The sequence below is a fragment of the Spirosoma montaniterrae genome, from assembly GCF_001988955.1.
Taxonomy (GTDB): Bacteria; Bacteroidota; Bacteroidia; order Cytophagales; family Spirosomataceae; genus Spirosoma; species Spirosoma montaniterrae.
This window is the reverse complement of record NZ_CP014263.1, coordinates 2,431,513-2,454,684: the sequence shown is the minus strand read 5'-3', so window position 1 is coordinate 2,454,684 and position 23,172 is coordinate 2,431,513. Positions and strand designations below refer to the sequence as shown.

Below are 23,172 nucleotides of genomic sequence, written 5' to 3'. Positions count from 1 at the left end.
CCCGTTTCCTACTTCCTGCATGAACCGCCGACATCTACTCCGTAATCTATCTGCCGGGGCCGCGCTCACGGCTGTGCCCTTCGCCGACAATCTCGCTAAACCCGTTGTACCGGCTCGACCAAACGGCCTGCCGCCGATTAGCATAACCGATGTGAAAACCATTCTCACCTCGCCCAACGGTATTCGATTGGTGGTCGTGAAAGTGGAAACCAGCGAGCCGGGTTTGTACGGGATCGGCTGTGCTACGTTTACGCAACGGGCTTATGTGGTGCAAACTGCCGTCGATAAGTACCTGAAACCCTTTTTGATTGGCCGCAACGCCGACGAAATCGAAGACATCTGGCAGTCGTCGTATGTGTCGTCGTACTGGCGCAATGGGCCGGTGTTGTTCAACGCCATGAGCGGGGTCGATATGGCGCTGTGGGACATCAAGGCCAAGCGAGCCAACATGCCGCTCTATCAGTTGCTGGGTGGTAAGGTGCGGGCCGGGGCCGATTTATATTTCCACGCGCAGGGCAGCAGTTTGCAGGAGGTAGAAGATTCGGCGCGGGCGGCTATGGAACGCGGCTATCGGCATGTGCGGGTGCAGATGGGGATAAAAGGTAATGCCGTTTATGGCGCACGCGGAGCCACCGGAACCCCCGCCAGTTCGCTCGGTGCGAAGGCTGACGTAGCCGGACCAACCAACCCCAAACTTATTTTCGACCCAACGGCCTACGCTCGCTCGGTGCCGAAACTGTTTGAGCATCTACGCGTTAAGCTCGGCGATGAGGTTGAACTGCTGCACGACATTCACGAGCGCATCAGCCTGAATCAGGCCGTGCAACTTTGCAAGGCCGTGGAGCCGTATCGTCCGTTTTTCATCGAAGACCCGTTTCCGCCCGAAGACAACGAACATTTCAAAATTCTGCGGCAGCAAACCGTTGTTCCGCTGGCAATGGGCGAACTATTCAACACACAGCAGGAGTATTTGCCGCTTATCAAAGACCGGCTCATCGACTACATTCGTATTCACATCTCGCAGATCGGTGGGCTTACGCCCGCCCGGAAAGTACAGGCTCTGAGCGAATATTTTGGCGTAAAAACAGCCTGGCACGGCCCCGGCGATGCCTCGCCCGTGGCTCATGCCGTGCAACTCGCACTCGAACTGTGCAGTTATAATTTCGGTATTCACGAGGGCTACGTGTTCCCACCTGAAACGCAGGAGGTTTTTCCTGGTTGCCCTACTACGAAAGATGGGTATATGTATGCGCAGGAAACGCCCGGCCACGGCATCGATATCAACGAGAAATTAGCGGCCAAATTCCCCTTTCCCGACGGCCCAACTTTTGATTACTCGTGGGGAGCAACGCGTAAGAAAGACGGAACGGTGATACGACCCTGAGTAGTCTGGTATAGCCGCTGACCACGCCGAAGTACTCGACCATCGATACGGGGACACGGCGGTCAGCCCGGCAAATACACTATAAACGTAGACCCCGCGTCGGGGTGGGAGCGGGCTGTAATGTAACCCGAATGGTTATCGACTACCCGTTTGCAGATAGCTAAGCCCATGCCGCTGCCTTCAAACTGACTGCGTCCATGCAGCCGCTGAAACATCTGGAACATCTGATCGAGATACTTTTCGTCGAAACCGATGCCATTGTCATGAATACTGATTTCCCAGATCGGGCGATTGTCGGCCATTGGAGGCAGCGCATGCTGAACAACTTCGGGTAGTTTGGGCCATTGGGCGGCCCGGCTCGTTACCCGAATAAGCGGCTGGCGGTCGGGAGCAGTGTATTTCAGGGCGTTGCTCAGCAGATTCTGAAACAACTGCCGAAGTTGCCCGGCATCGCCCGGAACCGCAGGCAGGTTGCCGACAACGATGTGCGCTTTCCTGGCCTGGCTAATCAGATCAAGGTCGGTCAGCACTTCATTGAGCAGGGCCGTGAGCGACACGGATTCAAACGCTCGCCGGGGCGTATTAAGCCGCGAATAAGCCAGTAAATCGCGTACTAACTCCGACATGCGACTGGCCGCGTTCTGCATCCGGCCCAAAATATCCTGTGCCTGCTCATCGAGACCGTAACTATATTGCTTTCTGAGCAAATCGCCGAATGACTGAATTTTACGGAGCGGCTCCTGAAGGTCGTGACTGGCAACGTAGGCGAATTGTTGCAGGTGTTCGTTGGAGCGTTGCAACTCGCGGTTGGCACGTTCGAGCTGCTGGCGGTTCTGGTAACTCTCTGTGACATCGATGGATGTAAACAGCACCTGATTACCATGCCGGGTAAACCAAACGTCGAACCAGCCCTGCAACCCATCGGCATGGTACGGAAATAGAAACCGGTTTGGCTCACCCGTTTGTGCGGTATGAAGCAGCCGGTCGTAAAACTCCGTTGTGATAATACCTGGGAACAGGTCGAAAAACAGACTCCCGGTCATTTCTTCGACCGTTCGCCGGGTGATGCGGGCGTTGCTGTCGTTGGTGAAAATATAGCGGAAGTTAACAAGCTTGCCTGTGGGCGCGTAAACCGGTTCGAGCAACGTCAGGTTGGCCTGGGTGTTTTGTAGAATCGACGACATCAGTTGCGCCTGCTGCTCGGCGCGTTGCTGCGCCTGCCGAACGTCGTTCAGAATAATGTACGAGGATAAAATAGTGCGCTCGTCCAGAAGTACGTAACTAACGTCTAAGTAGTTTTCACAGTCATTAAACTTGTAATTAACCTCGAACCGCTGGGGTTGACCCGTGCGTAATAAATCCTGAAAACCCTGCCAGAATCGGCTGTGTTCGATACCGGGAAACAACGTGCGCATACTGGCGTTACGATACTGCTCAATGGTCATGCCCGTATCGTCGAGCACACGCTGGCTAATGTGCCGATAGTGCAGGTCGGTTAGTTGACCGGTATCATCGCGAACAACATCGAGTATGTTGAGGCCGAGATTCGCTACCCGCATCAGAGCCGTAAACAGATCGGCCTGTTCGCGTAGCTGTTGATCGGCCTGTTGTTTTTCCTGGCGGGTTCGGTGCAGTTCGGTTACGTCGGTTACGGAAATAATCAGGCAATTGGTCAACCGGCTCGCTGTTACCGCGTAGTATCCATCGAAGCCGTCCTGATGATAGCCAACCTCATACGTTAGCTTGTCGTCTTCGTGCATCTGTCGCACAAACCGCCGGAATAGAGTTTCTTCCGTACCCGGTACGTTTACCTGATCCATACCTGGGAAAAGCTCCAGCATGGTTCTGCCCACCATGTCGCCAAACGAGCGTTTGTTGAGTACGTAAGCCATTGGGTTCACCTTCACATAGCGGAAATCAATAAGCTCATCGGCTGCATTGCGGACACCCTCCACAATGCAGATGGCATGATTGGCATGGTTAAGCAAACCATCGAGCAGCGCGGAAGAAGAGTCGATAGTCAATGTAAGGACAAATGAGTTTACAAAAAAACTGGTCGATTGAGAGTAATAACGCGTAATAACCAGTTGGCAGATTGGGTAAAAGTACGCGCTGAGAAGCATTTTGGCAAGCGTTTACCTACTCGTTTGCTGGAGTAGGTGGGGCCAGCTTCTGTTTAAGGTCGAAGGTGTGGCCCGCGAAAACGAAGAGAATCTGATGTTCGGTGAAGGCTGTTTTTACAGCTTTGATGGCTTCGCTCAGGGCCAGAGCCGGGCCGGTTTGAGTTGGATTGATCCAGAACCACAGCGCAAATTGCAGATTGTTGTCGCCGAAATTCCGGTAGTATAACTCGGTAGATGGGCTTTGCAATACAAATGGTAACTGCCGCACGGCCTCCACCGCCACTCGTTGTGCCAACGCCAGATCATCGAGATACGAAATGCCCGCCAGCAGTTCGATACGCCGGTACCCGATGCGCGAAAAGTTGATAATTGGCTTTTGAAATACGTCTTTGCTGGGTAGTTCAACGGTCTGTCCCTGCCCGTTGTCGAGAACAATCGAGCGCAGTTTTATGTCGAGTACAACCCCTGTGAAGCCGTTGGTTTCAATAGTGTCGCCTACCTGAATGGGGCGGGCGAGTGCAATCATAGTGCCTGAAATAAAGTTGGCCGTCAAATCCTGGAAGGCAAACCCCAGTGCCAGCGCAATTACGCCAGCTCCGGCCAGTAATGACGTAACGGCCTTGTCGAGCCCTAATACGCTCAGTGCCGTGAACAGGCCCACCGCCATAATGACCACCCGCACCACGGCCCCGGTCAGGTTGATGACCGACATGTTGTCGCTGAACCGGTCGAAGCCGCGTACTACTAACCGGCTGATTCGGCGGGATAAAAAGGTGAAAATGAATAGGATAAGTATGGCAATGGCGATTCGTGGCAGGAAGCGAAGTCCCACTCGAAGCCATTCCAAAAAATCGGCGTATAGAAAGTCTGTAAGCTGCGAAGGCGTCATTGTAACAGATAGACTGGTGTTTGCAGAACGCCATAAGCCAATAGAGTGTTTCCGGGATAGGGCGAATCACCGTACCTTTGCACCAACAAATCAGTTGACTATGTCTGTCGTTGCTCCTGTTTATCTCGATAATGCCGCTACCACCCGGCTCGACCCTGAAGTGCTTGACGCCATGCTACCCCTCATGACCGAGCAGTTCGGCAATCCGTCGTCTATTCATAGCCACGGGCGGCAAGTCAGAACGGCTATCGAGAAAGCCCGCAAAACAGTTGCCTCGTTGCTGAACACCTCACCCGCCGAAATTTTCTTCACGTCGGGCGGCACCGAAGCTGATAATACGGCCATTCGGGGCAGCATCGAAACCTACGGCCTGACCCACGCCATCACGTCGCCCCTCGAACACCATGCCGTGTTGCATACGCTCGAACACCTTGCTAAACAGGGGCTTGTAAAGTTGAGTCTTGTAAACGTTGACGAGAAAGGTCACATCGATCTGGCGCATCTGGAGACGCTGTTACAGACTAACCGGAACGCCGGAACGCCCCGCTCCCTGGTTTCGCTCATGCACGGCAACAATGAAATCGGCAACCTGCTCGATTTGGTCCGGGTGGGCGAACTCTGTCGGGAATACAAGGCTATTTTTCACTCCGATACGGTGCAGACGATGGGCCATTTCCGGCACGATCTGCAACAACTGCCGGTTGATTTCATTGTGGGCGCGGGCCATAAATTTCACGGGCCGAAGGGCGTCGGTTTTCTGTACGTCAATGCAGAGCGGGCCAAAATTCACCCGTTCATTTATGGCGGTTCGCAGGAGCGCAACATGCGGGGCGGCACCGAAAACGTGTACGGCATTGTAGGCTTAGCCAAAGCACTCGAAATTGCCTACCGCGACATGGACGCGCACCGACGCCATATTACATCCCTGAAACGCCGGATGATTGACCAACTCTGCGAGAAACTACCTGAAGTCCGTTTCAATGGCGACTCTGCCGATGTAGAAAATAGTCTGTACACGGTGCTGAACGTGAGCCTGCCGCCATCTGAGATGAGCGATATGCTGCTGTTCAACTTAGACATTGCCAAAATTTCGGCGTCGGGTGGCTCGGCCTGTTCGAGCGGCTCGAACGTCGGTTCGCACGTGCTGGCGGCCCTGCCCGGCATAGACTCTGAACGTGGCTATGTGCGCTTCTCGTTCGGGAAATACAACACGCCCGAAGAAATTGACTACGCTGTCGACACGCTTATAAATTTATACCGAAAGGAGCGTGTGGCAGTGGCCTAAGCTGATTAAGCGGCAAATCATTATGTGCAGTAACATTGTTAACTTGCAAAGTCAACGTTACTGCACCCAATGAACGGCAATTCTACGCCCTCTACAACCAACAGTCCGCTTACAGAGCGATTAGACGTTTCGTTTGCCTTAAAAGCGGCTCAGTTAGGCGTCTGGGAACTTGATCCCGTAACAAAAATTATTAACTGGGACGACCGATGCCGCGAACTGTTCGGTCTGGTGAAAGACAATCAATTGCCTTACGAACAGGCGATTCGCTACATTCATCCCGACGACGTTAGCCGGGTTGATGAGGCCGTGCGACAAGCCATGAATCCGCGCTCGGACGGCTATTACGACGCCACCTACCGCACTCTTGGAGCCGCCGATGGGGTGTTGCGCTGGGTGCGTTTCACGGGCCGTAGCTATTTCAATACAACGGGCGACGTATACCGGTTTGCGGGCATTGCCATGGACGTTACCGAAGAAATAGACGCCGTAATGGCCCAGCGCAAAGCGCGGGAAAGCGAGATGGAGCTGGCTTTTGCCATCGACGCAGCCGAACTGGGTGTCTGGGAACTGAATCCGCAAACGAACACCGTGAGGGGTAATGCTCGTCTGAAAGACTGGTTCGGCCTGCAACCCGACGACGAAATTCCGTTGTCGTTAGCGATTGATGCAATTGCCAAACACGATCAGCTACGCGTAACAGAGGCTATCTGGCAGGCGTTGCAATATGAATCGGGTGGGCAGTATGAGACCGAGTATACCATTGTTCACCCGGCTACCGGGCAAGAGCGGGTTGTGCGGGCTAAAGGTAAAGCCCAGTTTGGCCCTGACCAGTTGGTGATTCGCTTCAATGGAACGCTTCAGGATATTACCGAACGCAAACGGGCCGAAGAAGCGCAACAAGCCAGCGATGCCATGTTCAGGGCACTGATTCAGGAGGCACCGATAGCTACTATGCTCCTGACAGGCCCGGATCATGTGATTGAACTGGCAAATGAGCGCATGATTCAGATGCTGGGCAAAGGCACCGCTATTCTCGGTAAGCCAGCTATCGAAGCTATCCCCGGACTGGCTGCTCAGTCGTATCTGAACCTGCTAAACACTGTTTTTGCTTCCGGAGAGGTCTATGAAGCCAAAGCAATGCCGGGCGAACTGTGTATGAATGGCATATCGGCTACGTACTATTTCGACTTTACGTATAAGCCTATTTTCGACCTTAGCGGGGCCGTATACGGCATCCTGAGCATGGCCGTTGACGTAACCGAACAGGTGCTGGCAAGGCAGCGCATCGAACAGAGCCAGCAACAGTTACTGGCGTTGTTCGAGCAGTCGCCGGTAGCTATCGCTATCATTAGTGAGGACAACCTGACATTTCGGATGACCAACCCATTCTACTGCGAACTGGTTGGCCGTTCGGCAGACCAATTGGTTGGTAAACCACTGCTTGAGGCTTTGCCCGAACTGCGCGGACAAGGTTTTGACGTACTCCTGCAAAACGTGTTTACCACCGGTATTCCATTTATCGCCAAAGAAATACCCGTCGATTTTGTTCGTAATAATCAGTTAGAAACCATATATGTTGATTTCACCTATCAGCCTCATTGGGGAACAGCCCAAGCCGATGACAAAGAAGTAGTATCAAGTGTATTGGTGGTTTGTACCGACGTAACCCAGCAGGTTCGGTCACGGCGGCAGGTTGAAGCCAGCGAGACCAAAATGCGGTCGCTGATAGAAGCCGCGCCCGTTGCTATTGGTTTGTTTGTAGGCCGTGACCTGATTATCGACATGCCGAATAAAACCTTCATCGACATTGTTGGTAAAGGACCCGACATTGCCGGTAAACCTCTACGCGAGGTAATGCCGGAACTGCTTACCGAAAATCAGCCCTTTCTTCAGATTCTGGATGATGTTTACACCACCGGCCAGCCCTTTCAAAGTTTTGGTTCGATGGTGAAGATTGTGCAGCAGGGGGTAATGACGCACAACTATTACAACATTACGTACTCACCCCTACGCGATGAAACTGGCGAAATCTACGCTATTTTAGACGTTGCTGTTGACGTTACGGGGCAGATACTGACCCAGCAGGAACTGGAACGGCAGAAAACGTACCTGCAAAATGCCCTCGCTATTGCCGACCTGGGTACGTTTGCCGTCGATGTCTCGACAAATACGGGTACGTATTCTGAAAACATTCAGCGTTGGTTTGGCCTTCCGTCAACAATGGCCCCGATGGAGGTAATTATCGATAAAGTGCACCCCGATGATCGGCACTTAGTGCGGAAAATTATCAATCAGGCTAAAGGGGGTAATGACGAAACGCAGCACGATTTTGTGTACCGGGTTATTGGGTCGTCTGAAGATGAACTTGTCTATCTTCGCAGTCTCGGCAAGATGCAGGACGCTGATGGCGAGACTAAATCGATCATTGGTATCATTGAGAACGTAACGGCACAAATTCAGGCCCGGCAGGCCATCGAGAAAAGCGAACAGAACCTGCGTAGTATTGTTGAGAGTGCGCCGTTCCCTATCGGCGTTTACGTGGGCCGGGAAATGCGCATACAACTGGCGAATCAATCGATTATTGACGTATGGGGAAAAGGCAATGATGTGATAGGCAAACGTTATGCGGAGATCTTGCCCGAACTGAAAAATCAACAAATTTACGAGCAGTTAGACCGCGTTTACCTGACCGGGGTGCCGTTTCATGCCAAAAACCAGCGGGTCGATATAGTGGTAGATGGGGTTCTACAGCCGTTTTATTTCAACTATAGCTTCACGCCCATGTATGACGCCAGTGGGCAGATTTACGGCGTCATGAATACGGCTGCCGAGATAACCGATCTGGTTATGGCGAAACAACAGGTTGAAGAAGCCGAAGCCAATTTGCGGGCCGCTGTTGAACTGGCCGAGTTAGTTACGTGGCGACTGAATATTAAGCAGGGCACGGTTTCATACTCGCCCCGTTTTATGGATTGGCTGGGCTTTTCAACAGACACCGCTACGCTCGATGAAGCCTTTAATCCGGTGCCCGACGATTATCGCAAATCGGTGGCCCGTGCGCTGGAAGCTACCTGGCAACCCGGCTCATCGGGCTTTTATGACAACGAACACCCAGTTGTAAATCGGCTCACGGGCCAGATGCGCATTATTCACGCACAGGCACGATTGGTTTACGACGCTAACGGAAATCCGGCCTTCCTGAACGGCACGGCCCAGGATGTCACGGAACAACGGCGCGTTCAGCAGGAACTGGAACGACAGGTCGCCGAACGAACGCAGCAATTGCAGATGCTGGTACTGGATCTGGAACGCTCGAATCGAAACCTTCAGCAGTTTGCCTACGTTGCCAGCCATGATTTACAGGAGCCGCTACGCAAGATTCAGTCGTTCGGCGATTTGCTTAAAAGCCAGTATGCCGCTCAACTGGGCGATGGCGTTGATTTCCTGAGCCGGATGCAAACGGCATCCAATCGAATGTCGACACTTATAAAAGACTTGTTGACCTTTTCGCGCATATCAACGCAACAGGAAGATGCTACCGAAGTGTCGCTGGCGGAGGTTGCCAACACTACCTTGTCTGATCTGGAACTAACTATTCAGGAAACCGGAGCCGTTGTCGAGGTTGGCGCGTTGCCGACTATATTGGGCGATAGGTCGCAACTGGGGCAATTGTTTCAGAATCTGATCAGCAACGCGCTCAAATTCCGGCGTACTACCGCATCGGGGCAACCCGTTACGCCTGTTATTCGGCTTGAGGCCGAGCAGGTGTCGGCCAACGAACTACCTGCTACGGTCAGGCCCACTCGCCTGGCTACTGTTTACTACCGCATCGACGTAGCCGATAATGGTATTGGCTTCGATACGAAATACCTCGACCGTATTTTTCAGGTATTTCAGCGACTGCACGGCAAAAGCGAATTTGCTGGTACAGGTATCGGATTAGCGATCTGCGAAAAAGTAGTGGCTAACCACGGTGGGGCCATTACGGCCACCAGTCAGCTGGGGCAGGGTGCCACATTCAGCATTTATTTGCCAGTGTAAAATCGCCGTAAGCGGGTGTTATTTTGCTTCTTCCAAACTCCCCTGCAACCAGCGTTGGGCCACATTTAGCGTGTACTGCACAAACGCGCGGGCCGTGCGTTCGTATACCTCATGACCTACAAACTGCCCGGTTTCATCCAAATTTTTATCCGTCTCGTGCGATTCGTAAAGTTTGGGCGAGATGATGGAGTAGCTGTTGGTGAAGCTGATAATCTTGTTCACCACCGTCGTCATGTCGAGGGCCGGTTGCCGACCGCCACGCCCGTTCGAGGTGCCGGCCATCGCGAACACTTTGTTCTCGAACAGATTCTTAAAAGCCGGACCGCCGAGCTGGTGAATGGTGTTGGTAGCCTGCGGTGGGGCCGTCCAGTTGTATTCGGGCATCGCGAAAACTACCAAATCGGCGGCTTCCCACGCGCTCACGAGTTCGTGCTGGAAGGGCGTCAGGGTTTCGCGCTTCACGTAGCCCTGTCCCGAAAATGGCAGATCGTATTGCTCGTAGTTGATGACTGAAATATCGTGAGTGCCATTTTCGGCAAACAGCCGGTTCAGGTAGTTGACAAAGCGCAATGTATTGCTGTTTTTGCGCGACGAGGTGGAAATCAGAAGGATATTCATTTACAAGTACAGTATGGCATAGTAACTAAGGGTATATGGGTAAAGTTTCTCAGCCCAACGCCCGCGCCAAATCGGAAATCAAATCTTCGGCGTGTTCGAGGCCAATCGAGAGCCGGAGCAGGTTCTGGGGCGTCTTCGTGTTCGGCCCTTCTACGCTCGCCCGGTGTTCGATCAGGCTTTCGACTCCGCCCAGACTCGTGGCCCGCGTGAAGATGTGTAGTTTAGAAATAAACCGGATGGCATCGGCAGCATCGCCCTTTACCTGCACCGACAGCATGGCTCCCGGCTCGTTCATCTGCTGCTGAATCAGCGCGTAGTCGGGGTGGGTTTTCAGACCGGGGTAATGTACCTGCTCAATGGCTGGATGGCCGTTTAAAAACTCCGCAACCGCCTGTGCCGTAGCCATTTGCGCCCGCATCCTGACGCCTAATGTTTTCAAGCCCCGGCTCGCCAGCCAGCAATCGAACGGCGATGGTACGCCCCCCGACAAGCTCTGAATGGCGCGTACACGCTGCGTAAAGTCATTGTCACGTTTGAAAACCAGCGCCCCGCCCAGCATGTCGCTGTGGCCGCTGATGTATTTGGTCGTTGAATGCAGCACTACGTCGCAGTTCAGATCGAGCGGGCGTTGTAGCACGGGCGTGGCCCACGTATTATCACAAACAGTAATAGCACCGGCTTCGTGAGCCAGCCGCGAAACGGTCAGCAAATCGGTAATGGTCAGCATCGGATTACCCGGCGTTTCGCACCAGACGATACGCGTGTTCTCGTGCAGCGATGCCTGTACGGCGTCCAAATCGCGCATATCGACGCGGGTATACGTTAATCCCCACGGGTGAAACACCTGTTCGAGCAGGGCGGGCGTGCCGTAGTAGGCATCGGTGCCGAGCAGCACGTGGTCGCCGGGCCGCAGCGCCTGAAAAAGGGCCATCGTAGCGGCCTGCCCCGACGCAAATGCCATGCCCACAGCCCCGCCTTCGAGCGTCGCCAATGCCTGTTCCAACGCTTCTCGGTTCGGGTTGTTGGCGCGGGTATAGATGTACGGCCCCGGCAAGTTGTGGTGCTCGTCGCGGGCGAATGTTGTAGACAGATGAATCGGCGACACAACAGCCCCGGTGACTGAGTCGGGCTGGTGCGTGGCGCGGAGAGCGAGCGTATCGAAATGCATAGGCAGCTATTTGGCTGTAGAACCCGCTGCGCGCCCGGTGTGTTCCCGAATGATCGCTAAGACATCTTCGCCAAACTGTTTGGCTTTGGTTTTGCCGAAACCTTTTACCTTCAGCAACTCGGCCATGCTGGCAGGTTGTTGGTTGGCTAACTCGCTGATTGTCTTGTGCGGCAATACGCGATAGCCTTCCATATCGTTCTCGCCAGCGAGGTTGTTGCGCCACCGGATTAGTTCATAATACAGGTCTTTCCCGCCAGCAGAAGCCTGTTTGGCGGGCGGCTCAAGCTTCTTGCGTTCGGGTTTAAAATCGAGTTCGGCGCGGTTGCGGGCCTGTAAATACGACAGGGCTATAAACCCCTCTCGGCTGCTCTCGAAACTACGCAACTTGCTGAACAACTCTTTCTCTAATTCGTCCATCGCTTCGAGCAGGCTCTCCCGAATCTGCTTGTTGTCGCAGGTGGTAGGACAACCGCGCAACAGCGGCAGCAACTCATCGGCCAGCAAGGTTTGAAAATAGGATGCGGCCTTTCGGATGCGCTCCTGCAACGCCGTGTTCGCTTCGGGCAGGGCAGATTGTGCGAAGTAGTGGGGCAGTTGCTGCTCAAACCGCTGGGTAATGTCGCGGGCTTTATCGCGCAGTAAATCAGTAAGTTGGCCGAGGAGTGGCAGCAGATCGTCGGGCAGGGCGGCAGCATGTTCGTTGGCTACCCGCCGACAGCGGTAGAGCAGCGACGACGCCCGCTCGAACGAAACCAGTTCGCGCAGCAACTCTTCCTGATTGGTGCGTTTGGCGTCGTACAGGTGTTGTTCGGTGGGGGTTTGCTGCTGCACCTGTTCGTGAAATTCTTCGAGCGTCTGCTCCGTCTTAATGCTGTGCGACGGAATGGGTGTTCGCAGCACCAGGCCGTTGAGGGTTTTGCAGCGGCTGAGGGCCACATACACCTGCCCGTGCGCGAAAGCCGCCGACGCGTCGATGATGGCCCGCTCGAACGTCAGGCCCTGACTTTTATGGATGGTAATGGCCCAGGCTAATTTGAGCGGTATTTGCCGGAACGTGCCGATGGGTTCGCCTTTGATTTCTTTCGTGGCCGGGTTGATTGTATAGCGAATATTGGTCCAGTCAACGGGCGAAACCTCAATGTGTTCGTCGCCACTTTTCACCGTAATCAGGTCGTCGTCAATGTCAACGATGCGCCCGATTTTACCGTTGTAGTAGAGTTTGTCGCGCGAAATGTCGTTCTTGATAAACATCACCTGCGCCCCAATTTTTAGTTCGAGTTCGGCTTCGGTAGGGTAGGCGTGGGCCGGGAAATCACCTTCGATGGTAGCCTTGAATTTTCGCAGCTTCGTGCGTAATGCGCTCAACTTCTGACTGTTGATTTGCAGCACTGTTGTGTTGTGCGTCGAGAGCGTGATGTAGCCTTCATCGTCGCTGGGCTGAAAATCGGGGATGTAGCGTTCGTTAAGTTCCTCCAACTGCGCCCGCGTCACGGTCTTCTCGCGGATGCCGTTGAGCAGGTCGATAAAGCGCGTATCCGATTGCCGGTAGATATGCGTCAGTTCAATAGCCACATACGGAACCCGCTGCAACGCCCGGCTGCCAAAAAAATAACCCGTATCGTAGTGGTCGCGCAGCAAGGCCCATTCTTCGTCGCGAATTACGGGCGGCAACTGCTGCATATCGCCGATAAGGAGCAACTGCACTCCGCCAAATGGCTGTGAGCCAGGTCGATACCGGCGCAACACCTCATCGATACCATCGAGTACGTCGGCCCGGACCATACTGATTTCGTCGATGACAAGCAGGTCGAGGGTGCGAAGGAGATTGATTTTTTCGCGGGTAAACTTGCGACCTTCGCGCTGCACTACGCCCGGTGCAAGCGGCCCAAACGGCAACTGAAACAGTGAATGAATGGTAACGCCCCCCGCGTTGATAGCCGCTACGCCCGTTGGAGCCACCACCGCCAGCCGCTTGGCACTCAGTTGCTTAACCTGATGCAGAAAGGTGGTTTTGCCCGTTCCGGCTTTCCCCGTCAGAAATACGTTTCGGTTGGTATGCAGAACAAACTGATGGGCCAGTTCGAGTTTTTCATTAACGGGTTCGGGCATGGCGTTACGGGATAGTTGGAATCAGCAAAGTTATTGTATGTAAATTTGAAAACTAAAATTTTTGGGACACAGAGATGCACAGAGAAGACACAGAGAAATTTTAAGTATCAACAAACATCTCCGTGTGTCTCCGTGTCTTCTCTGTGCATCTCTGTGTCACAACTAATCTGTGTCACAACCCAAACGATATGAACATTGGCGATAGAGTCCGTATGCTGCGGGCGAAAGAACAGGGCGTGGTGTCGCGGTTTTTGCCGGGCAACATAGTCGAGATTGAAATTGAAGACGGATTCCGTATTCCGGTGATGCGGTCGGAATTGGTCGTTGTATCGCCCCTCGAAGCCGAGCGGCTGCTGAAGACCGACGCCTACGCGCCCCAGAAAACCACTACGCCGGGAAATACGACCACAGGTGCATCCACACCGGGACAAATACTTGCCAATCAGGGCATTTACCTCGGCTTCGTGTCCGTCAACGACCGCGAATATTCGCTGCATGTAGTGAACAATACCGACTGGGAGTTTCCGTACACGATTGGCGAAGAATCTGCCGCACCAACGGGTGGGGTTCAGTTTCGGGGGCTGCACAGTGGCGTGTTGAAAGCCAAATCGCAGCAGAAACTAAACGACCACTACACCCACGCTACCTTCGAGAACTGGCCTACGTTTGTGGTGCAGGGCTTGTGGTTTCGGCCCGGCAAGTCGAACCTGCGACCGCCATTTGTGAAACGCTTCCGGGCGCGGGCGGCTTCGTTCTTCAAGGAAAAGGTAACGGTGCCAATCCTGAACCAGCCCGGTTTCCTGACGCAGTTAGACGCCGACAACGTAGAAGGCAACGTGCAGCCGGTGCCAACCAGCAACCGCGCAGCCCAAACCCGCCCGCAGCCCATCCGCCCCGACGAACTGAAAGCCGAAATGCTCAAACCCAAATCCGATGTGTCGCCGATTTCGGTTGAGCGGCCTTCGTCGGTCGTTGATTTGCACATCGAAGCGTTATTGCCCGGCGATCTGCGTCAGCGCACCCCCGCCGACCTGCTCAAAGTACAACTCGACACATTCGAGAAAGCGTTGGAGAACGCCATTGCCAGTGGCATGAGCGACATCACGTTCATTCACGGCGTTGGCAGCGGGGCGTTGCGACAGGAGTTGCACAAACGGCTTGGTCAGCACCCCAATGTTCGGTTTTTCGAGGATGCCCAGAAGCAGAAGTTTGGCTACGGAGCCACGAAAGTGACGATTAAGTAGGGTTATAGGGAAGTGGGCAAAGAGGTTGTTATTCTGATGCTTCCAGGACGTGCTGCCTGTCGCCGGGAGCCTGCCTTACGAGTTACTGGTAAGGCTTCGCTGAATTTCAAGCACAAAATCAACGCTAACTCCGCTGTCTTCGGCGATTTCCTCAATTGTTAGTTTGCCCCGCTTTATAGCTTTAGCAACAGCCTCAGTTTTTATTGCAACCTCATTCTGCTCTACAGCCTCCCGAATTTTCTGCTTTTCTGCCTTGACCGCTTCAGCATTGGCGGCTGTCACACGGGCAAAATAAGCCCGTTCTTCAGGAGTCATTTTTCGCGTATCCAACTCGTCAATGGCCCGGCGTAGCCACTCCTCATTCCAGAAGGCCGGGTACTGCGTGGGTTTGGTCGTATGGAGCGTCTTCATCGTATAAACCAGTTTTTCTAAATCGGTCTCTATCTCAGCTACCTGCTTGGTAAATTTAGCGAGCTCTACGATAATAAACGACATTTGGCTGTCAATGATTTCACCGGCTTCGCTCCTCAAAAGCGAGACGCTGGCCTACCTTTTAGCCTAGCCAATCGGGGCGTTTAAATTGTCGCACAGAACCCCGAAATGGAAGCCCAAATTTGCCCATGCGGGACGTGGGGCCTGTCGACCGAAACCCGAAAATGGAAGCACTTTATGGACTTGCACCCAACGCCAACGGGTGTTGATGGTGGGCGCAAAACTCCACCGAACGCACGTACCTACGACCTTTACACACCCGTTTGGTTGGGCTGAACGACTTACCTCGCGGCCTGCTGCCTGTCGCCCGCCAACTCGCAATATATGTGTATATGCCACTAATTGCCCTCCGCTTTATTACCATCCTCTTTAAGGCGTTCTTCTCTAAATTTAGCACGGACGCTCGCGGTTTGGTCCGCAATTTCTTGAATCATTTGAACAAACCTCACAATGGAGATGCCCCTCGGACGAATCTCATTCAAGGCTATAATAGCTAGCTTGGCCCGGTCTGTAAGCTCCTCCTTACCAGTTGTAGGATTAACGCCTTTCTTGATAAGTAGCTTTATGTCATACAAATTATCAAACCAAACAGAGCCAAGTACATTTGTTGCGATGGTGTAAAAATCACTTTCCGAAAGTTCATCAACTTTATTAGGAATCTTTGCAGAATAACTAGAGTAAACAGAACTTAAATCATTTTTAATGATTTGGTTGGAAACCTCTACATATTCACGAAAACCTGCAATAAATGTATAGAATGAATTTTTAGAATCTGGTTGTGCAGTTGACAAATTGTATTGAATACTTATTCTGTAAAGTTTCTTCTCTTTAGAGATTATCAGTTCGGAAATTTTAAATCTATCATTGGCATAGAAATATACACCTGAACTGCCACCCAATCTTCTGTAGTTTCTTTCTGCCATTTGTGTGCTAAGTTCGTCCAAGTAACTATGGGAAACATTCATCAGTGCCACTTTGGGGTTTCCAACTAATGGTACAATTATCCCCATTGATCCTTCATCCTTACCACACCATCCAACCATGTTTTTTTTGCTGGTCGTCACAAGCTTATAACCTGCCTCTCTGAATACTGCATCTATATTTGGATCTATAGTGCTAAATTTTTCCAGCTCTTTTAAAGTAAAATTCCTGCATTGGGCTATCGCGACTTTAGGTTTTAATAATACGACTATAAATCCAATAGTTATAATGATGGATTTTATGGTATTGGTATGGTTTCTCATCATGAACTGGTTTAATGATTTTCCTGCTTTTTTGCTACAAAGTGGCAAACCGGGGCGTTTCTGGTGTCGACAGAAACCGCCTAACGAGCCCCAAACTGCCTGCTGGGGCGGCTCCCTTGTCGCCCGGATGCTGAACTTTGAAGCCCTGCATAGACGAGCACCCAACAAATCATTGTACGCAAAACCACTTAATATCAATTCGTTCAAAATCAGTGGGTTGATATTAAGCGTCTGCATCATTTTGGCTTAGACAAAGTCAATCAACAGAGCAAAAAAACGGGATTTGCAACACGCCTGCAACAGCCGAAAGCGTGAATTAATTAAACGGTAGTGCGGGCTAAGGCGGGGGAGGAGTTGGCTTTAACGAGGGCGGTGGTGTGGTGTTCAGGGTTCATCAGTAGTGCTGGTTAAAAAGCTTGCATTCATCAGGCGGCAATCAGCCGGGTACGCCGTTCGCTGTCAGCGGCAAAGGCCAGTCCTGCCCGGATATGCTCAAGTGTTAGTTCCGGGAAGTCTTCCAGAATCTCTTCGTTTGTCATACCCGATGCCAGCCAGTTCAGGATGTCCTGCCCGGTAATGCGAGTACCTTTTATACGGGGTTTTCCGAAACGGATGGCCGGGTTCAGGCTGATGTAGTTGCTGTACGTATTCATCTGTATGAGCGTCTTTTACCAGAGATACCAAAACCCGGCCATTATCTGTGTCTACGCAATCTCCGGGGTGTTCAACTCGGCCAGCGACTCGCGGATTTCTTCGGCAGTAACTTCGTGTTCAACGAGTTTGCCGCTCAGATACTGCTCGTAAGCTCCCATGTCGAAGTGGCCGTGACCGCAGAGGTTGAACAGGATGGTTTTGGCTTTGCCTTCTTCCTTCGCCTGTTTGGCTTCGCGAATCACCGTCGCGATGGCGTGGGTGGCTTCGGGCGCGGGAATGATGCCCTCCGAGCGGGCAAACTGAATCCCGGCTTCAAAACACTCCAATTGTTTAAACGCCTGCGCTTCAATCAGCCCGTCTTTCAGCAACTGACTCACAATGGCCCCCGCACCGTGGTAGCGCAGCCCGCCCGCGTGGATGGGTGCTGGAATGAAGTTGTGGCCCAGCGTGTACATTGGCAGCAGGGGCGTCATGCCGATGGTGTCGCCGAGGTCGTAGCGGAACACGCCCCGCGTCAGTTTGGGGCAGGAGGCCGGTTCGGCGGCAATGCAGCGCACCTGTTTGCCTTCGGTCAGGTTGTGGCGCAGGAACGGGAACGCAATGCCCGCGAAGTTGGAGCCGCCCCCGAACGGAGCTACTACAATGTCGGGAAAGTCGCCCGCCAGTTCGAGTTGTTTAATCGCTTCCAGACCGATTACAGTTTGGTGCATCAGCACGTGGTTCAGCACCGACCCGAGAGCGTATTTCGTGTCGTCGTCCTGCATCGCCAGTTCAACCGCTTCGGAGATGGCGATGCCTAAACTGCCCGGCGAGTGGGGGTTCTGACTCAGAATCTGCCGACCAGCCGCCGTGCGCTCCGACGGCGATGGATAGACCGTAGCTCCCCAGGTGTTCATCATGATTTTGCGGTAGGGTTTGCCATCGTAGCTCGCCCGCACCATATACACCTCGCACTCGATACCGAACAACTGGCACGCAAAACTCAGCGCGCTGCCCCATTGCCCCGCGCCGGTTTCGGTCGTAATACGCTTAACACCAGCCTGTTTGTTATAGTACGCCTGTGGCACAGCCGTGTTGGGCTTGTGCGACCCGGCGGGGCTAACACCCTCGTATTTATAATAGATTTTGGCGGGCGTGTCCAACAATTTTTCCAGCCCGTAGGCCCGGAACATAGGCGTGGGTCGCCAGATTTTATAGACTTCACGCACTTCGTCGGGGATTGGCACCCACGTATCGGACGTGACTTCCTGTTTAATCAGTTCCATCGGAAACAGCGGGGCCAGCATCTCCGGGCCGATGGGTTCGTGGGTGCCGGGGTGGAGCGGTGGCAGCGGCTTATTGGGCATGTCGGCCACGATGTTGTACCAGCTTTCGGGAATGTCGGATTCGGGCAGGTTTATTTTCTTTTGTGCCATGATGGGTAATTTTTTGCTATAGCAAAAGTTTGCCATGAACCCGATTTACTTTTGCACAATCAGCCAGCTACCGATTTATTTCTCGCGGATTTGCTCAGATTTATATGCAGATTTTTCGCCGACGTAATCCGAGCAAATCCGCGTTATAATCCGCAAGAACTATTTCCCCAAAATGAGCCGCTACTTCATCAACAAACTCCGTGTATCTCTGTGTCTCCTCTGTGTATCTCTGTGTTACAACTTCATAGGCTGTACCTCCACCAATCGCATCGACCCGAAAGCTCCTAAAGAATCCTATACCACCACCGCTATGGAAGTCCGCAACGACCGCTTTCTATCAACCGTCCACATTCCCGTATCCATCGCTCTGAGCGACGTAGAACGGCAAATCAACGCGCAGGTCAACGGCCTGATTTACGAAGACAACAGCCTGACAGACAATAACAATGATAACTTCATGACGAAGGTCTGGAAGCGCGGCACCATCCTGGTCAGTGCTGAAGACAGCCTGTTTCAGTTTACCGTACCCTTGCGGATTTGGGCGAAAGCGGGCGTGTCGGTGCTGGGGTTCATGCAGTATAAAGAAACTGAGTTCGAGATAGACCTGCGTTTTAAAACCCGGTTCGACCTCGACCGTGACTGGTCGGTGCAGACGCAGACGACTGCCGACGGTTACGGCTGGGTACGTCGGCCAACGGTCAGCGTGATTGGGCTGAATGTCCCGATTACCAGCCTCGTGGCCCGGATGATTGATAAAAACATGGGCAGTATTACCAAAACGCTCGATCAGCAGGTGCGCCGGGAAGTGGACCTGAAAACGCCCGTGCTGCAAGCCTGGAATACGCTCCGAACGCCCTATCTGCTCTCCGAAAAATACCGGACGTACTTGCAGATTGTGCCAAAACGCATTCTTATCACACCGCTGCGGTTTGAGGGGCGCGTGATTCGGTCAACCATTGGTATTGAAGCGTTTACGCTCACCACCACCGGAGCCAAACCCGACGTGCGACCCGCCGTGTCGTTGCCCGACCTGACGGTAGTGCCGCAAATCAAAGACGATTTTCAGATTGGTCTGCTCAGCGAAGCCAGCTACGAAGAAGCCGCCAGATTGGCCGCTGAGGAGTTTGTTGGTAAAACCTTCAACTTCAGCAACGACACCTACAGCGTGACCATTACGAGCATGGGTTTGTACGGCCAAAACGATGCGCTGATTATCAAAGCGGGTCTGAGCGGCACCATTAACGGCGACATCTACCTGCGCGGTCGGCCCTACTACGACGCTGAAACGCAGACTATCTCGCTCAAAGACCTGAAATACGACCTCGACACCAAAAACATCCTGCAACGCTCGGCAAACTGGCTCTTGCAGGGTACGTTTACGCGAACGCTCGAAAAAAATCTGACGATTCCGGTTGGCAGCTATATTGCAGACATGCAGAAACTGCTACAACAGCAACTCACCAATAACCGCCCCGTTAAAGGCGTGACTATCAACGGGCGCATCGACGAAATCCGGCCCGACCAGGTTTATCTGACGCCCACCGCCCTGCTTGCCGTCGTAAACGCCAGAGGACGCGTGGATGTGAAGGTGGAAGGATTGTAGTATCTTTGTGTTCCCAAAACTAATCCAAACTGGCTTATCGCGTTCTGCACGCTTGTGCGGGATGAGGAAAGTCCGGGCAGCGCAGAGCACCCTACTTCCTAACGGGAAGGCAGCCGGTTGGGAACGACCGGCTGACAGACAGGGCAACAGAAAATATACCGCCCTTTTTTAGTGATGAGTGATGAACGATAAGTGATGAGTGGCTGACGCAATATACTCATCACTTATCGTTCATCACTCATCACTAAAAAAGGGTAAGGGCGAACCGGTGGGGTAAGAGCCTACCGCTCAATGGGCGACCAGTGGGGCACGGCAACCCTTAGGGGCTGAAAGACCAAATAAGCATCGGACGTGCGGCTGCTCGTCGCCAGCGGCCTGTAAGGGCCAACACCGATGCGGGTAGGTCGAACGAGGTGTTCGGGTGACCGGCATCCCAGATAAATGATAAGCCATCCGGTTGGGCCGCACAGGCAACGGAGGACAGAACCCGGCTTATAGGTTTGGGTTGGCTTTGGGAATTTTTACAGTGAAAGCAAGATAAATACTGTTTAGTTTGCCCAGTCTCCTACATAATACCCGTTATTGAGTGGGCAAGACATGGCTACAGCCTAAACATAAAAATCTTCGCCCAAAAGTATGGTTTTTAGATTATCTTGCCGTTTTTAACCTCAGCAATTACCATTTAGATGACAACGTTACCCAATTCTTTTGGGGAGTATAAAGATGATGCCCATAACTGGATAACATTAGCCAGTGGAGAGTATTATCCTGATATTCTGTTTGATGCTTGTGAGCTTTATAAACCTGTTTTGGTATTGTTCGGACAGATTCTGCGCGAGTCTGAGAGTTCCAAAAGTTTTTTCCTAAATATTGCATCTATCAAGGAACAGTGGATGCGTATTCAGCTTTCACGAGTATTTCGGAAGTATGTCAGTCCCGAAACACCCGTCGAAATGTTGAAAAAGAAAACTCAGGCACAATTGATCGTAGAGCGGTTTGGCGATGGATTTAGGCCCATCAATGTTGTGCAGGCTCGATATAGTTCAAGGCCCATTCCAGATGAGGCCATTTGCGCTATCCTTTGGGAATATAAGGACCGGGGCAAAAAAGGATATGATCTCACAGAAAAGATGTTTTCTTTGTTGAAAGAGATTCATCCAGAATTGACCGTTATCGGCCCAAAACGTGCTGGACGTGATATTCTGATGAAGGAAGTATTTTCAGATTACCCTAATCAAGACCGGCCTATTGATTTTGTAATAAAAGAGCAAGACCATATTCTGGCTATTGGGCTGGCTCGATATGATAGTGACCGTGGTGGCGCACAAGAGGATGACCGCACAGGTGGTTATGCAAACTGTGCTAACGAATTTGCGGCTTATGCTCGTCAATATGGTTTGAACACAAAAGTTATTTTCATCAACGATGGGCCGGGGCTTCTACTCGGTAGCATGTGGAACGACTATACTAAACTGGAATCCAGTTGGAAAGGGCGTATTATGGTTGCTACTCTGCGAATGGTTCAAGATCGCATTACACGGGAGTGGCTTTATTCGTAGGTAGAAAAATAATGGCAACAGGCATTTCAAAAACGTTTTGGGCAAAAGAAGCGGCTTCGGTAGAAACATTTTTACCAGACGATTTTTATCCCGTTTGGTCGAACAGATCCGACCATAGTAACAGATTGTTTTATGGTGAAAATCTTTCCGTTCTGCGTGACTTAGTTGCAGATGAAAGCATTCGTGAAAAAGTGAGTTTGATCTATATTGACCCACCGTATAGCACGAATACAATATTTCAGACGCGGCAGCAAGAGGATGCTTATACCGATTTATTGCAGGGAGACGACTATGTTTCCTTCATGGGTGATAGGCTCCAATTAATGCGTGAATTACTATCGGAAGAAGGTTCTATTTTCGTGCATTTGGACGCAAACATGGTTTTTCATGTCAAAGTCTTAATGGACGATATTTTTGGGAGGGGAAATTTTCGGGGTATGATTACCCGCCAAAAATGTCGCCCTAAGAATTATACAAAAAAGACGTTCGGTAATATATCAGACTATATTCTGTACTATTCCAAATCAGTAAATCCAATTTGGAACCGCCCCTTAGCGGAATGGACGGACGAAAAGATGCTTAAAGAGTATCAGTGCGTTGATGAGAAGGGTCGCCGGTACAAAAAAGTACCTATTCACGCTCCAGGTGTGCGAAACGGTAGCACTGGTACTGAATGGCGTGGTATGATGCCCCCGCCGGGAAAACATTGGCAATACACTCCAGAAAAGTTAGACGAATTTGATGCTCGCGGAGAAATTTATTGGTCGGCCAATGGCAACCCTCGGCGCAAGGTCTATTGGGACGCTAATGGGGGAATTCCCATTCAGGACATTTGGTTGGATTGTATAGATGCCGCCAACCAAAATACCGTCATCACAGGCTATCCAACAGAGAAAAATCCACTCATTTTGAAGCGTATTATCGAAGCGTCAAGTAACGAGGGCGACTTAGTTTTAGATTGTTTCGCTGGATCAGGGACGACCCTTACTGTAGCATCTGAGTTAGGACGCAGATGGATCGGGGTCGATTGCAGCGAAACCGCGATCAGAACTATTCTGAACAGATTTAAGTATGGGTCAAAGCCGATGGGCGACTACGTACAGAAATCTTCTAAAAAAAATGCTGACTTATTTGATGGGCTATACGGCGGTTCTGTAAATCCAAAACGGAACAGCAACGGCCACAACGTGATAAATAACTTCTCTTTTTACATACCAACAGGTTTAGAAAGTTCATTTGATGATGTTTTAGAGAATTTAATAACTTCGATTAACGATTCGGCACTTTCATCTGAACTCCAGGCACCGAAAGCGTTATAAAATCGCTGCTCTTTAGCCGTTAAAT

At 52.0% G+C, this 23,172-nt stretch carries 17 protein-coding genes and 1 other RNA gene; 9 read left to right on the top strand and 9 right to left on the bottom strand.

Annotation, left to right across the window (positions count from 1 at the left end):
* Positions 1-19: 19 nt before the first annotated feature.
* Positions 20-1,384 carry an enolase C-terminal domain-like protein gene (locus AWR27_RS10710; RefSeq protein WP_077131170.1) on the top strand — a complete coding sequence of 455 codons (1,365 nt, stop codon included), beginning with the start codon at positions 20-22 and terminating at the stop codon, positions 1,382-1,384.
* A 62-nt stretch (positions 1,385-1,446) separates the two neighbouring features.
* On the opposite strand, the gene AWR27_RS10705 is transcribed toward AWR27_RS10710, so the two are convergent.
* Together AWR27_RS10705 and AWR27_RS10700 are read right to left on the bottom strand one after the other, a co-directional pair.
* On the bottom strand, positions 1,447-3,408 hold the full coding sequence (locus tag AWR27_RS10705; RefSeq protein WP_198045128.1) for a PAS domain-containing sensor histidine kinase: 1,962 nt from the start codon (positions 3,406-3,408) through the stop codon (positions 1,447-1,449).
* A 115-nt stretch (positions 3,409-3,523) separates the two neighbouring features.
* Positions 3,524-4,396 carry a mechanosensitive ion channel family protein gene (locus tag AWR27_RS10700; protein WP_077131168.1) on the bottom strand — a complete coding sequence of 291 codons (873 nt, stop codon included), beginning with the start codon at positions 4,394-4,396 and terminating at the stop codon, positions 3,524-3,526.
* A gap of 100 nt (positions 4,397-4,496) precedes the next feature.
* Here AWR27_RS10700 and AWR27_RS10695 point away from each other — a divergent pair, with 100 nt between their 5' ends.
* Positions 4,497-5,681: a cysteine desulfurase family protein gene (locus AWR27_RS10695; RefSeq protein ID WP_077131167.1), complete on the top strand. Its 1,185-nt coding sequence runs from the start codon at positions 4,497-4,499 to the stop codon at positions 5,679-5,681.
* A gap of 69 nt (positions 5,682-5,750) precedes the next feature.
* The gene (locus tag AWR27_RS10690; protein ID WP_077131166.1) at positions 5,751-9,722 is read left to right on the top strand and encodes a PAS domain S-box protein; all 3,972 of its coding nucleotides are present in this window, start codon (positions 5,751-5,753) and stop codon (positions 9,720-9,722) included.
* An 18-nt stretch (positions 9,723-9,740) separates the two neighbouring features.
* Here the strand turns inward: AWR27_RS10690 and AWR27_RS10685 are convergent, their stop codons facing one another.
* From AWR27_RS10685 to AWR27_RS10675, 3 genes are read right to left on the bottom strand one after another with little or no spacing between them, the layout of a single operon-like run.
* Entirely contained in the window at positions 9,741-10,340 is a 600-nt protein-coding gene (locus AWR27_RS10685) for an NAD(P)H-dependent oxidoreductase (protein ID WP_077131165.1), read from the bottom strand.
* Positions 10,341-10,389: 49 nt separating this feature from the next.
* Positions 10,390-11,508, bottom strand: coding sequence for a trans-sulfuration enzyme family protein (locus AWR27_RS10680; RefSeq protein ID WP_077131164.1), 1,119 nt, complete (start codon positions 11,506-11,508; stop codon positions 10,390-10,392).
* Between the two features lie 6 nt (positions 11,509-11,514).
* Complete coding sequence (locus AWR27_RS10675; protein WP_083732814.1) at positions 11,515-13,617, bottom strand: HRDC domain-containing protein; 2,103 nt, start codon at positions 13,615-13,617, stop codon at positions 11,515-11,517.
* A gap of 188 nt (positions 13,618-13,805) precedes the next feature.
* Here AWR27_RS10675 and AWR27_RS10670 point away from each other — a divergent pair, with 188 nt between their 5' ends.
* A complete protein-coding gene (locus tag AWR27_RS10670) occupies positions 13,806-14,861 on the top strand; it encodes a Smr/MutS family protein (protein ID WP_077131163.1) in 1,056 nt (351 codons plus the stop codon).
* A 75-nt stretch (positions 14,862-14,936) separates the two neighbouring features.
* Here the strand turns inward: AWR27_RS10670 and AWR27_RS10665 are convergent, their stop codons facing one another.
* Positions 14,937-15,356, bottom strand: a complete 420-nt coding sequence (locus AWR27_RS10665) for an Rpn family recombination-promoting nuclease/putative transposase (protein WP_232326033.1) — start codon at positions 15,354-15,356, stop codon at positions 14,937-14,939.
* Between the two features lie 105 nt (positions 15,357-15,461).
* On the opposite strand from AWR27_RS10665, the gene AWR27_RS25265 reads away from it, so the two are divergent.
* Positions 15,462-15,629: a hypothetical protein gene (locus AWR27_RS25265; protein WP_157579192.1), complete on the top strand. Its 168-nt coding sequence runs from the start codon at positions 15,462-15,464 to the stop codon at positions 15,627-15,629.
* A 62-nt stretch (positions 15,630-15,691) separates the two neighbouring features.
* Here AWR27_RS25265 and AWR27_RS10660 read toward each other — a convergent pair whose 3' ends face one another.
* From AWR27_RS10660 to AWR27_RS10650, 3 genes are all read right to left on the bottom strand, one after another.
* Positions 15,692-16,837: a hypothetical protein gene (locus tag AWR27_RS10660; protein WP_157579191.1), complete on the bottom strand. Its 1,146-nt coding sequence runs from the start codon at positions 16,835-16,837 to the stop codon at positions 15,692-15,694.
* A gap of 185 nt (positions 16,838-17,022) precedes the next feature.
* Complete coding sequence (locus tag AWR27_RS10655; RefSeq protein ID WP_077131161.1) at positions 17,023-17,250, bottom strand: DUF433 domain-containing protein; 228 nt, start codon at positions 17,248-17,250, stop codon at positions 17,023-17,025.
* A gap of 51 nt (positions 17,251-17,301) precedes the next feature.
* Positions 17,302-18,666, bottom strand: a complete 1,365-nt coding sequence (locus AWR27_RS10650) for a TrpB-like pyridoxal phosphate-dependent enzyme (RefSeq protein ID WP_077133921.1) — start codon at positions 18,664-18,666, stop codon at positions 17,302-17,304.
* 172 nt (positions 18,667-18,838) lie between these two features.
* Between AWR27_RS10650 and AWR27_RS10645 the strand changes: the two genes are divergently transcribed.
* The 4 genes from AWR27_RS10645 (at position 18,839) to AWR27_RS10630 (ending at position 23,147) form a co-directional block, all read left to right on the top strand.
* Positions 18,839-20,269, top strand: coding sequence for a DUF4403 family protein (locus AWR27_RS10645; RefSeq protein ID WP_232326032.1), 1,431 nt, complete (start codon positions 18,839-18,841; stop codon positions 20,267-20,269).
* A gap of 21 nt (positions 20,270-20,290) precedes the next feature.
* Positions 20,291-20,780: RNase P RNA component class A (gene rnpB, locus AWR27_RS10640), an RNA gene on the top strand.
* 175 nt (positions 20,781-20,955) lie between these two features.
* Positions 20,956-21,828 carry a bstEII gene (locus tag AWR27_RS10635; protein WP_077131159.1) on the top strand — a complete coding sequence of 291 codons (873 nt, stop codon included), beginning with the start codon at positions 20,956-20,958 and terminating at the stop codon, positions 21,826-21,828.
* Positions 21,829-21,839: 11 nt separating this feature from the next.
* The gene (locus tag AWR27_RS10630) at positions 21,840-23,147 is read left to right on the top strand and encodes a site-specific DNA-methyltransferase (RefSeq protein WP_077131158.1); all 1,308 of its coding nucleotides are present in this window, start codon (positions 21,840-21,842) and stop codon (positions 23,145-23,147) included.
* Positions 23,148-23,172 lie beyond the last annotated feature (25 nt).